Source organism: Flavobacterium stagni, from assembly GCF_004122105.1.
Lineage (GTDB): Bacteria > Bacteroidota > Bacteroidia > Flavobacteriales > Flavobacteriaceae > Flavobacterium > Flavobacterium stagni.
Genome location: NZ_SBKN01000003.1, coordinates 147,471 through 159,939 on the forward strand (window position 1 = coordinate 147,471; position 12,469 = coordinate 159,939).

Sequence of the window (12,469 nt, forward strand, 5' to 3'; positions counted from 1 at the left end):
ATATTTACAGTTGGCATCGTTCGGAACCCCAAAATTAAATTTTATATTTGTTGAAACTACATTTTATGGCGGGAAATACTTTCGGAACGCTTTTTAAATTAACCACTTTTGGTGAATCACACGGTCCAGCCCTTGGAGGTATTATCGATGGATGTCCGGCAGGACTTACACTTGATTTTGAAGCCATTCAGTTGGAATTGCAGCGCAGAAAGCCGGGTCAATCAGCTATAGTAACCCAACGTAAAGAAGCGGATGAAGTCCAGTTTTTATCGGGTATATTCGAAGGTAAAACAACGGGAACTCCAATCGGATTTGCCATTCAGAATACCAATCAGAAGTCGGAGGATTACAATGCTATTCAAAATTCCTACCGACCCAGTCATGCCGATTATGTTTATGAAAAAAAATACGGCATTCGCGATTACCGGGGAGGTGGACGGAGTTCGGCACGTGAAACTGCTTCGCGTGTAGTGGCAGGAGCTATTGCAAAACAACTCTTGTCCGATGTCAAAATAAATGCTTTTGTTTCTTCAGTTGGTGATATTTTTGTTGAGAAACCGTATCAAGCACTAGATTTTAATTTAATTGAATCCAATCCGGTACGTTGTCCCGATCCCGAAACAGCCGAACGAATGGAAGCGCTCATTCGGGCCGTTCGTAAAGAAGGCGATACTATAGGTGGAACCATTACTTGTGTTATTCAAAATGTACCTATTGGATGGGGCGAACCCGTTTTTGACAAATTGCATGCACAATTGGGAAAAGCAATGTTGTCGATCAATGCAGTTAAAGGATTTGAATACGGCAGCGGATTTTGTGGAGCGCGTATGAAAGGAAGCGAACATAATGATTTATACAATGAAGATGGTACCACACGAACCAATCTTTCGGGAGGAATTCAAGGTGGAATTTCAAACGGTATGGATATTTATTTCCGAGTTGCCTTCAAACCTGTAGCCACTTTAATACAAGAACAAGAAGTTCTCACCAATGATGGACGAATTGAAGTTCAGCAAGGTAAAGGACGACATGATCCGTGTGTAGTTCCTAGAGCAGTTCCTATTGTAGAAGCCATGACTGCCTTGGTTTTAGCCGATTTTTATTTATTAGAAAAAACAAACAAATTATAATTTCATGGATTTTAGTAAAAAAGCATTAGCCTCTAATTTAACCGTACAAATATTTATTGCACTTCTTTTAGGCTTGGGAATAGGGGTTTATATTCATGAATCGACAACCAAAGAATTTGCCACAGAATTTAGTACCTACAGTAAATTATTGGCAACCCTTTTTATTCGATTGGTTCAAATGATCATTGCTCCTTTGGTTTTTACTACTTTGGTGGTGGGTATTGCCAAATTGGGTGATATAAAATCTGTGGGGCGAATAGGAGGGAGAGCCTTGGGATGGTTTTTTACCGCTTCATTTGTTTCGCTTTTGATCGGACTTTTTTGGGTGAATTTTTTCGAACCGGGTGTTGGCATTCAGTTGATTGATATTGATCCTTCCACAGCGCAAGAAGTGACTGAGAAAACCCAAGATTTTTCGGCCCAACACTTTGTAGAGCACATTATTCCCAAAAGTATTTTTGAAGCCATGGCTACGAATGAAATCCTTCAAATTGTTGTGTTTTCTATCTTTTTTGGGTTAGCAGCCGCTTCCATGGGAACCTATGCTGATCCTGTTATTAAAGTGCTTGACAAAATTTCGCACATCATTTTAAAAATGGTGAATTATGTGATGAAGTTTGCGCCGTATGGCGTTTTTGGTGCCATTGTAGCTGTTTTTGCTACCAAAGATTTGAATGTATTATTACTTACATATACAAAATTCCTAGGCGCTTTTTTGGTCGGAATCGGATCACTTTGGTTAGTTCTGCTAGTGGTTGGTTATTTGTTTTTGAAATCCCGATTAAAAGAATTATTACAGCGTATAATTTCTCCATTAGCCATTGCCTTTGGTACCACAAGTAGTGAAGCGGTTTTTCCAAAGTTAACTGAAGAATTGGAACGATTCGGCATCAAAGACCGAATAGTTTCTTTTATGTTGCCTTTGGGCTACTCATTCAATTTAGACGGAAGTATGATGTACATGACGTTTGCCAGTATTTTTATTGCACAAGCTTCGGGACATCATTTGGATATTCCTACTCAGATGACCATGCTATTGGTGTTAATGCTTACTAGTAAAGGAATTGCGGGTGTACCGCGCGCTAGTTTGGTTGTGGTTGCTGCAACATGTGGCATGTTTAAAATCCCTGTGGAAGGCATTGCTTTAATTTTGCCCATCGACCATTTTTGTGATATGTTTCGTAGTGCCACGAATGTGTTAGGTAATGCATTGGCTACAAGTGTAGTAGGGAAATGGGAAAAAGAGTAAAATTTAATACTTGTTTGTGTTATATCGTAAATTATTTCTAAATTTGAAAACGACAAAATTTTAATTATTTCATATGAAAAAACTATTACTTTCAATTTTTGCTTTAGGAGGTATGATGGCAAATGCACAATTAACTTGTGCTACTGCATTACCTGTTACTGCAGGTTCAACCACAACTTGTCCTCAAATCACAGGGACTTATTTAGGGAATTGTGCCGGTGGAACTGCCGCTACTTCTCCAAATGCTATTTGGTACACGTACACAGCACCTGCTAATGGTGAATTAACCATTACTTCAGATTTACCTCAAAATGATGGTACTACGAATAGTGACGATACGCGTGTTTCAGTAATTACAGGTACATGTGCGGCTCTAGCTTGTTATGCAGGTAATGATGACGTAGATGATGTAAATTATCTTTCTACTTTAACAATTCCTGTAACCTCTGGAACAACGTATTACATTGTATGGGATGACCGTTGGTCGGATTTGCCATTTGATTTTGATGTAACTTTTGAAGCGGTTTCATGTATTCGCTTAAATGCTACAAATGTAAATGCAGCTTCTGACTTAACAGTTGATTCTGCAACATTATCATGGACTGCTTCTTTAAGTAATCCAAATGCTTATGATGTAGAGTATGGTGTTGCTGGATTTACTCAAGGTTCTGGAACAACAGCTGTTGCTAATGGAACTTCAATTGGATTGACAGGATTAACACCTGCTTCTGGTGATTTAGAATATTACGTTAGAGCAAATTGTGGTGCAACTCAAAGTGCTTATGTAGGTCCATTTTCATTGTACTTAGCTGCAACATGTCCTTATGCAAATAACTTTGATGATACTACGGATTACACGGACGGATTCACTAGTACTACTTGGGGTTTAGGAAATACTGCTGGTGCTGCACAAAGTGGTGCAATTTATTATTTCGTTAATTCAAGTACTACAGCTGCTACTAATGCTACATTGTATACTAGAGCAATCGCATTACAAGCTAATGAGCAAGTAACTTTAACCTATTATACTCGTTTAGGATCTGCTACAGGCTCAGCTCAAACGCTAAAAGTATATGTAAATACGTCAAGATCATTAACAGGAGCAACTCAATTAGGAGGAAATATTACTGTTTCTGGAACGACTTATGTTTTACAAACCGCTACTTTTACAGCTACTACTGCAGGTACCTATTATTTCGCATTCAACAATGCAACTCCAATTATTACAACTGCAACTTCTTTACGTTTAGATACAGTTAGTATGACTTCAGTATTGGCAAACAATGATTTTGTTGATGCTAGTTTTACAGTATCTCCAAACCCAGCAGTTGATGTTATTGCTGTACAATCTGCTGCTAATACTTCATTCAGCGCTGTTGAAATGTATGATTTGAATGGAAGAATTGTTAAAAATATCGCATACACAAGTGCAACTGATGCATCTATCAATGTAGCTGATCTTGCTCCTGGTATGTATACAGTGAAAGTAGTTTCAGAAAATGGAACCGCTGTTCGTAAAATTATCAAGCAATAATTTATTAATTACCTATTGCCTTTAATGAAAAAGACTAAGCGAAAGCTTAGTCTTTTTTATTTCTTTTATCTCCTGAAGCCATCAAGTAGATAGCTCCTACAAGTCCGACGATAACCAGTCCGAAAACAATTATCATTACAAAGGCACCATTATTCCAAGAATATAATGGTAAAACACGATTTATCATAGTTGTTGGTTTAAAGTTGTATCCCAAAAGTAAGTGGAACTTTAAACACAGCTAATGATATTTGTCATAAAAATCGGTGTTTAATTTCGGGGGTAGGAAGTAAGCAGGTTGAAGATTTTCCAAACCAAAAATACCGTTTACGAGCAATATAATCATATAAACGGTCACATAGAGATCTAGGGAATATTCTGAAGCATTGAATCCATAGAAAACGTTTTGGTAATTGAGAAGCAATTGCAAATACTGCCGCTGATTTTTCCAAAGTTTCTCCAGCAGGTGAAATAAGTATAATACTTTCAAGTGTATTTTTCACCCCATACGATTGACAAACAATTTGTCCCTTTTCAGAATTTTGAGCCAAAAAGCGAAAAACATCTTTGTTATCATAAACGATTATTTTTTGGACAACGCTATGGCATAAATTGCATTCCCCATCGTAAAGTATCAAATATTTATCTCGAGGTAATTCCATCATTTTTTTGGTCGTTCTACAAATTCCAATTGATCTAAACTAACTTTCGAAGTAAATAAACCGTAATTGACAACTGCTTTATTTTTCTCTATAGTATCCAAAGTACCCACCGCTTTACCGTCAATCATCCGCACCCGATCACCCAACTTTAATTCCATTTTGGGTTTTTCTAATTCCTGTTGTAAAGCCTTTACTTTCTTCTCTTTTTTAACTTTACGAATTTCTTCTACTTTAACCTTGACTTCTTCAACGACCTGCTTTTGGACTACTTCTTGTTGTTTTTTCTCTTTAGCCGATAATTTTTTTCGCTTCGAATTTTCTATTTCAATCATTTTTAAAAATTCGCCAATGAGAACCTTTTTGTCTTTGTTGTTGAAATACTTTTCAGCAATGTCGTCAATTTTTTGACCCATGTAAATAAGACGTTGATTAGCATCATATAACTCTTGATAACGCTCGAGCTTATCTTGGATTTTTGCATTGATACTTTCCATTTTCTTACTTTCTTCGCGGGCTCTCACTTCTTCCTCCTTCAAAATTTCAGATGTTTTTTCCAATTTGGAACGTTCTTTTTGAAGTTTAGCAATTGTTTTGTCAAAGCGCACTTTCTCACCTTCAACTTTTTTCTTTGCACGATTAATCAAGCCATAAGGAATGCCATTTTTTTGGGCTACTTCAAATGTAAACGAACTACCGGCCTGACCCAAATGTAATTTAAACATGGGTTCTAGCGATTTTTCATCAAATAACATGTTGGCATTATTGGCGTGCGGTAACTCATTCGCCAAAATCTTTAAATTGGTATAATGCGTAGTAATGATGCCAAAAGCTTCACGGTGGTAAAACTCTTCTAAAAAGACTTCCGCCAATGCACCCCCCAAATCAGGATCGGAACCGGTTCCAAATTCGTCGATCAAAAACAAGGTTTTTGCGTTGCATTTCTTTAGGAAATAGTTCATGTTTTTTAATCGGTAACTGTAGGTACTTAAGTGATTTTCTATCGACTGATTATCACCGATATCAGTTAAAATTCGATCAAATAAAAAGGTTTCACTGCGTTCATGCACCGGAATTAATATCCCCGATTGCAACATCAATTGTAATAAACCCACTGTTTTCAAGGAAATAGTCTTTCCACCAGCATTGGGTCCCGAAATCACAATGATGCGATTGTCTTGTTTTAATTCAATGGTTTGGGGATAGGTAACTTGATTTTTTTGTTTATTGGTTAACAGAAGAATAGGATGGTAGGCTTCCCGCAAAAACATTCTTTTCTCCGTAGTGATTTTAGGTAAAATCCCATTAATGGCTAACGCATAGCGTGCTTTTGCATGAATAACGTCGATGTCACTTAAATACTCTTGATAATCCGACAAAAGGGAATGAAAGGGTCGGATATCATTGGTTAACCGACGTAAAATTCGAATAATTTCTTCCCGTTCTTCGTATTCGTAATGCTGTAATTCGCGGCTGTATTTTAACGCGGCTTCAGGTTCGATATACGCAATACTTCCCGTTTTGGAATTGCCCAAAATCGAACCTTTAACCTTTCTTCGGTACATGGCCAATACCGCTAGAACTCGTCGGTTTTCTATCACGGATTCCCGAATATCATCCAAATAACCTAAACTGTTGTAGTGGGTGAGGGCCTGACCAAAACTTTGGTTGACTTTCCCACGCACCATATTGATGTTTCTGCGAATTTCAATTAAGTCTGGTGACGCATTGTCTTTAATAACGCCATGTTTATCAATAACTTCTTCAATTTTCTGAATGATCACTTTCGTGAATTCGATAGTAGCCGATTTCAAATACAATTCAGGATAATACTCTTTAAACTTTTTAAAATAAAGAAGCTGAGTATTTACGGTATCAGAAATCGCGGCAAATTTTCGAAATGCCGTTACTTCTAAAAAACTATCTTCTAAATGAAGTAATTTAAGATCGTGCGTTATCGTTTCAAATCCATGATTGGGAATGGCATTATTGTTCGTATAGGAAGCAAGGTATTCAAACGTTTGTTGCAAGGAAGGGAGTAAGGTTTCCTTGTCTTTAAAAGGACCTATCGCCATTGCCTTATCGTGACCTATTTCAGTGACGCAGTTGGCTGCAATGGTCTCCAAAACGGTCCTGAATTCTAAGTCTTTTAATGTTTTATCGGTGATTGAAATCATAACTTAAGTCTACACTTCAAAGTTACAAAGCAATTTGGGCTTCGTACTATTCGTTTTTATATTTTTGAAAAAAATTAAGAGATGTTAAGGATTAACGAACCCACATGGCAAGTTGCATTAGAAAGTGAATGGAATCAACCGTATTTCCAATCCTTATCCCAATTTGTCATTGAGGCCTACCAAACTTCACGCTGTTTCCCTTCACAAGAACTTATTTTTAATGCTTTTGAACAGTGTTCGTTTGATCAGGTTAAAGTGGTCATCATCGGACAAGATCCCTATCACGGATTTGGTCAAGCCAACGGATTAGCATTCTCAGTCAATGATGGGGTCGCTTTTCCACCTTCTTTAATCAATATTTTTAAAGAATTGGAGCAAGATTGTGATATCCCGATTGCTATCTCTGGAAATCTCGAACGTTGGGCGGCACAAGGAGTTTTGTTATTAAATGCTACCTTGACCGTTCAAGAAAATCAGGCAGGAAGCCATCAAAAGAAAGGGTGGGAGCAATTTACCGATTCCGTAATTGCCACAATATCAGAACAAAAGTCAGACGTTGTTTTTCTATTATGGGGTGCATTTGCCCAAAAGAAAGGAGCTAAAATTGATCGAATAAAACATCTAGTTTTGGAATCAGGACATCCTTCGCCACTGAGTGCCAATCGTGGTTTATGGTTTGGAAATCGACATTTTTCACAAACCAACGCTTTTTTAATTGAACGTCAAAAGGAGCCGATTGCTTGGTAACTAATTCACAGTAAAAATGTAGTTTCCTTCCGAATTAACTGCATTGGATGTGGTATAAATCATCAGTGTAATGTCAGACGAACGGCTGTTCGAACGCAATTCGACTACATCGGTAGCCGAACTGTTGTATCCGTAGGACAATTTATAGGTTCCTGCACTTAATAAAGGTAAGCCTGCTCTGAATTGATACGAATCGGTTAGTGCGTTATAATTAGCGGTAGCCATATAAAATCCAATACTCTCAATAGCACCAGCTGTAAGGTCAATTTGTGCATTGGGAATAGTAACCGTGGTCCATTCTGTCGGACTCGTTTGCTTTTCCAATACATAAGAAAAACTTAACGAAGGTGCATTATTTGTGGTTTTTCGAATGTCTAATGGAGTGGTTTGTCCCACTTCAGTCACTAAACGATTGGCATTGCAATTAATATAGAGTTTATCACCAACTTGATAGTTGGATTGCGTTTCTACATTGATAAGGCCATTTACACGAACATATTCCGTATTGTAAAAATCATCATCGTTGGTATCACAACCGATAAATGGAGTGGTTACTACTAAAACAAAAAGTGCGATTATTTTTTTCATGGTCATTCAAATATTAAAAACGGTACCCTAGATTTAGACCGACGCGCGAAATCACATCCGGACTTTTTTCTTTATTGGTTAAATTCGAACCAAATCCAACTAAAAACTCAATGGCTAAAGCATTTTTGATATACATTTTGTAACCCAAACTTCCACCAAGGGCATAATCAGTGTATTTACTTTGTTTGATGGTATAATAACCTACACCACCTTCGGACTCACGAATGATTTCTTTGTAATCACCACCATTAGCAGATCCAAAAATTTCAGCGAAATAATAGCGGGCTTTACTCTTCGAAAGCGCATATCGTACAAAAGGATTGAACTCGTAGCGCGGAATATTGTTTCGGAAACCATTATTAAAATCCTCTTCAAATTTGGAACTGTTTGAAAAATTTGCGTTTATTCCGACAGAAAAACTACCTTCAAAAAAGCGTTCATAGCTCAAGCCAATTTTACCATAGGCTAAGGCTTGTAAAACATCGACACGCAATTCATTCTTCTTGGATTCCAATCCACTTGGGGCATTTTGCTGTGCGGCCATCTCAAAAGTGAGAAGCAAAGTGCAACAAAGCAATAGTATTTTTTTCATGGTGATTCAATTAGCTTGGCTAATATAGTAATTTATTTAAACGGGATTTTAATTTAACGTCAAAGCACTTAAAATTTCTTCTTTCATAAAAGGTCCACCAGGGTATTTGGCAGTGTAATCTAAATTCAACCAAATATTTCCGCGTTCATCGATGTGATAATGCACGGATTTGTGCTGACTCTCTTTTGGAAACAATACTTTTTTGATTAAAAAATTGACCTTCTCCATGTCTTTATGTGTACCCACATACAATTCAGGATAAATATGACCTTGGGTGTGGATGAGTCTCGGAATTCCACCGATTGATTTAACTGCCGCTGCCATTAAAATGGAGTGATCATCACAATCGCCTGATAAATAATTTAACGATTCATCGGCAGTGGCAATGTATTCATGCCCAACAGGATCTTTGACATAATACCAACGGGAATTGATTTCTTTAAAAACCGCAAAATACTGAATTAAGTAGGTGTATTCGGGGTATTGTTTTATGTTTTTAAAATGTTTATTGGCAGCCATAATAGCAAAATTCCTGACTTTATAATGATCAAATGTTATGGCTTTGGTGATTTTTGTTTTGTTGGGAAAAGGAAGTAATTTATCCACGACGATATCCTGTGGATAGGGATTGTCTTGCATGGTATAAATCATAGATTCATAATCAGAGTAGACTTCACCAAATCCATAATCACCAATCAATGTACCCCACAGTAAAAACACTATATACAAGGCAATGCTCACAAAGGTGATTCGTCGCAAGGCCACTAAAAGAAGTTGCAAAACGACCAAGAGCAAAATAAACAATCCGATTTTATCCAAAGCATACGGCCAGTTTAGCGGCGTTATGTTTTGATGGATAATGATAAAAAGAGGAACTGTAATCAGTAGATTCAACGCCAAAATGATGATCTTATCCCAAGGTTTTGGAATACGAAGTCGGTCTTGTAAAAGCTGCAATGAATTTTTAGCAGAAGCTACCATTCGGCTAGGAGGTTGAACTATATAACGGAAACAATAGTGTCAAAATTACTTTTTTTATCGATTAATTGAAGTTCAAGAAGTTGATTTTGGATGTTAATTAATTGTTCAACCGTTAATGCTGCTTGACTCCATCCGGTAAAAGAAAGCCATTGCTGAATATCTTCTGTTTTTTGATGAAAACGTTGGGCCAAAAGAGAAGCTATATTCGGTTGATTTTTAAAACCAATTGTAACGGAATTGATTATCGCTAACAGTTTTTGTAGCGTTTCTTTTTCTGAAAGTAAAACTTCATTTCGAACCGCAATAACAAAACAAGGCCAAGGTGTTGGGCATTCACCAACACGTCTAAAGACACCTCGATCTACCAAAGGTTGTGTCATGAATCGCTCCCACATAAAATAATCAGAGGTGCCACGATCTAAGGATTCAACGGCTCCATCTATCGTGTTTACTATATGGAATTGTAACGATTTTGTATCCCAACCCTGTTGTTGTGCATGGACATAAGCCATCAAATGGGAACCCGAACCCATACGGGAAATGGCCGCTTTGGTATGTTGTAAGTCGGCTACCGTTTCATACAACGAATTGGCAGACACATGAATTCCCCAGATCAAAGGCGTTTTTACATACACTTGAACAATCGTTGACGGATTGCCCGCTTCAATATCCCTAACGATTCCCTCTGTAAGTAGTATGGCGATATCGGTTTCCCCTTCGCGAAGCATTTGACACATTTTACCGGTACCCTCTGGGATATCGGTCCATTGTAAATCGATACCTGCTGCCTCGAAAAGTTGATTTTCAATAGCTTGGTACCAAGGCAAGTTAAAATGTTCGGGAACGCCTACAATCTTTATCGTTTTCATGGTTGTAAATTTGGGTTTTCTAACGCATACCAATTCCATGGCACGCCGTCTTTGTCGGGATAGGTTTCTTTAAATTTAAGTCCTATTTTCTGCAAAATGCGATTCGATGCTCCATTTTCTTTGTGTGCGTAGGCATTCATTACCGGAATTTTGAGGGTTTCAAATCCGTACTCTAGCCAAGCAATAGAGGCTTCGGTCGCATAGCCTTTTCCCCAATGCTTTTCTACAAGTCGGTACCCATAATCAAAGAAGTTGGTGTTCCCATTTTCCACATGGTCATCGATGTATTTGATTCCTGTCCAGCCAATAAATTCATTCGTTTCTTTCAAAAAAGTAGCAAAACGCCCAATTTGATTACGTTCGTATTGTCCCAGAATGTACTCGATAACTTTTACCGATTCTTCCAGTTCGAGCGTAGGTTGTTGCCATAAGTATTTGTGCACATTGGGATTGGCATCCATGGCAAACATATCGGCTGCATCCGAGATTTTAAAGGGACGCATATACAGTCTTTCGGTTTCTAAACGTTGAATCATCACGGTTTGTTTTAGCCCCGACCTGCCTGCCGGCAGGCAGGTAAAGGCGAAAGCGGGAAATAGCTCCTTATTATCATTGTGCTAATTTATCCAAAGTATAGGCGATCAAGGCGTCTACGGCTTTGTATGGATCGGCACTAAAGGTACCATTGGCTCGGTTAGCAATAATGGCATTCAGTGATAAACATTCATGGCCTAGTAATTTCCCCAAGCCATAAATTGCACCGGTTTCCATTTCGAGATTGGTCATTTTTATTCCGTTAAATTCAAAGCTGTCCATTTTTGCATTTAAATCCGGATCTTGAATTGGTAAACGTAATACTCTTCCTTGTGGACCATAAAATCCGCCCGCCGTACCTGTAAATCCTTTGTGCATTTGGTCGCTTTCTATTCTTTTTTCTAAGGTTTCCGAACCTTTGATTACGTATGGCCGACCTTTGCGCAAGTCCCAATTGGTTTGTTGGATAAAGGCTTCTTCCATTTCTTTTTCAGAAACGGCGTCAATTATATAGGAGCGAAGCATGTTGTCCAAACCCAATCCGTATTGGCTCATAACAAAACTATCAACGGGAATGTCGGCTTGCAACGATCCTGAAGTTCCAATTCGGATAATATTCAACGACGTTAATTCGTCTTTAACGGTTCGCGTCGCAAGATCAATATTGACCAAGGCATCCAACTCGTTCATGACAATATCAATGTTGTCCGGACCGATACCCGTAGACATTACCGTCATACGTTTGCCTTTGAAGTAGCCAGTTTGGGTTTTAAATTCGCGTTTTTGTTGTGAAAATTCGATACGGTCAAAATGTTGGGTAATTTTTTCCACACGGTTTTGATCCCCCACAAAAATAATGTCGTGGGCAATATGTTCGGGAAGTAAGTTCAAATGGTAAACACTTCCATCAGGATTTAATATTAATTCAGATGAAGCAATCATCGGTGATAGAGATTAGTGATTAGTAATTAGTGATTAGTAATTAGTGACTGGTTTTTGATTAGAAAGACAATTTATAATTCATAATTTATAATTTCTAATTTTCTTAACCTCCCACGCGCTTCACTTTAAAACCTTTGTCTTTTAACAAATTCATGATTTTATCGCGGTAGTCGCCTTGAATGATTATTGCGCCGTCTTTAAAACTGCCTCCCACACTCAATTTGGTTTTGATTTCTTTGGCTAAGATTTTAAAATCTTCGTCTTCGCCTTCATACCCTTCAATGATGGTAGTGGGTTTTCCTTTACGCTTTTCATATTTACAAATCATCGGTTCTTTTTGAACAAACAATTCGTGTTCTTGCGGAACTTCGGGTTCGGGTTCCGTTGGAATATGATCAGGGAATAGTTTCTTTAGTTGTTCTTCTAAGTTACTCATGGGAGTCTCTTTTTTAGGTTTTGTATTTCCGAAT

At 37.8% G+C, this 12,469-nt stretch carries 13 protein-coding genes; 4 read left to right on the forward strand and 9 right to left on the reverse strand.

All coding sequences use genetic code 11. The features are described from left to right. Window positions 1-65 precede the first annotated feature (65 nt). From aroC to EQG61_RS06720, 3 genes are all read left to right on the forward strand, one after another. Window positions 66-1,130, forward strand: a complete 1,065-nt coding sequence (aroC, locus tag EQG61_RS06710) for a chorismate synthase (RefSeq protein ID WP_129461146.1) — start codon at window positions 66-68, stop codon at window positions 1,128-1,130. A 4-nt stretch (window positions 1,131-1,134) separates the two neighbouring features. Beyond that, window positions 1,135-2,379 carry a dicarboxylate/amino acid:cation symporter gene (locus EQG61_RS06715; protein WP_129461147.1) on the forward strand — a complete coding sequence of 415 codons (1,245 nt, stop codon included), beginning with the start codon at window positions 1,135-1,137 and terminating at the stop codon, window positions 2,377-2,379. A 73-nt stretch (window positions 2,380-2,452) separates the two neighbouring features. Continuing rightward, window positions 2,453-3,913 carry a T9SS-dependent choice-of-anchor J family protein gene (locus tag EQG61_RS06720; RefSeq protein WP_129461148.1) on the forward strand — a complete coding sequence of 487 codons (1,461 nt, stop codon included), beginning with the start codon at window positions 2,453-2,455 and terminating at the stop codon, window positions 3,911-3,913. Between the two features lie 251 nt (window positions 3,914-4,164). On the opposite strand, the gene EQG61_RS06725 is transcribed toward EQG61_RS06720, so the two are convergent. Further along, entirely contained in the window at window positions 4,165-4,575 is a 411-nt protein-coding gene (locus tag EQG61_RS06725; protein ID WP_129461149.1) for a thiol-disulfide oxidoreductase DCC family protein, read from the reverse strand. Beyond that, window positions 4,572-6,746 (reverse strand): endonuclease MutS2, encoded by a 2,175-nt coding sequence (locus tag EQG61_RS06730; RefSeq protein ID WP_129461150.1) that lies wholly within the window; start codon window positions 6,744-6,746, stop codon window positions 4,572-4,574. Before EQG61_RS06730 ends, EQG61_RS06725 begins: the two co-directional genes overlap by 4 nt. Before the next feature lie 81 nt (window positions 6,747-6,827). Here EQG61_RS06730 and ung point away from each other — a divergent pair, with 81 nt between their 5' ends. Continuing rightward, on the forward strand, window positions 6,828-7,493 hold the full coding sequence (ung, locus tag EQG61_RS06735) for a uracil-DNA glycosylase (protein WP_129461151.1): 666 nt from the start codon (window positions 6,828-6,830) through the stop codon (window positions 7,491-7,493). Here ung and EQG61_RS06740 read toward each other — a convergent pair whose 3' ends face one another. From EQG61_RS06740 to EQG61_RS06770, 7 genes are all read right to left on the reverse strand, one after another. After that, the gene (locus EQG61_RS06740) at window positions 7,494-8,081 is read right to left on the reverse strand and encodes a hypothetical protein (RefSeq protein WP_129461152.1); all 588 of its coding nucleotides are present in this window, start codon (window positions 8,079-8,081) and stop codon (window positions 7,494-7,496) included. Window positions 8,082-8,094: 13 nt separating this feature from the next. After that, complete coding sequence (locus EQG61_RS06745; RefSeq protein WP_129461153.1) at window positions 8,095-8,673, reverse strand: DUF3575 domain-containing protein; 579 nt, start codon at window positions 8,671-8,673, stop codon at window positions 8,095-8,097. Between the two features lie 48 nt (window positions 8,674-8,721). Then, complete coding sequence (locus EQG61_RS06750; protein WP_129461154.1) at window positions 8,722-9,654, reverse strand: transglutaminase; 933 nt, start codon at window positions 9,652-9,654, stop codon at window positions 8,722-8,724. A 17-nt stretch (window positions 9,655-9,671) separates the two neighbouring features. Further along, window positions 9,672-10,523 carry a substrate-binding domain-containing protein gene (locus EQG61_RS06755; protein ID WP_129461155.1) on the reverse strand — a complete coding sequence of 284 codons (852 nt, stop codon included), beginning with the start codon at window positions 10,521-10,523 and terminating at the stop codon, window positions 9,672-9,674. Then, window positions 10,520-11,059, reverse strand: a complete 540-nt coding sequence (locus tag EQG61_RS06760; protein WP_129461156.1) for a GNAT family N-acetyltransferase — start codon at window positions 11,057-11,059, stop codon at window positions 10,520-10,522. Before EQG61_RS06760 ends, EQG61_RS06755 begins: the two co-directional genes overlap by 4 nt. A gap of 73 nt (window positions 11,060-11,132) precedes the next feature. Beyond that, window positions 11,133-11,999 carry a nucleoside phosphorylase gene (locus EQG61_RS06765; protein ID WP_129461157.1) on the reverse strand — a complete coding sequence of 289 codons (867 nt, stop codon included), beginning with the start codon at window positions 11,997-11,999 and terminating at the stop codon, window positions 11,133-11,135. Window positions 12,000-12,102: 103 nt separating this feature from the next. Further along, window positions 12,103-12,435: a translation initiation factor gene (locus EQG61_RS06770; RefSeq protein ID WP_129461158.1), complete on the reverse strand. Its 333-nt coding sequence runs from the start codon at window positions 12,433-12,435 to the stop codon at window positions 12,103-12,105. Window positions 12,436-12,469: the final 34 nt, after the last annotated feature.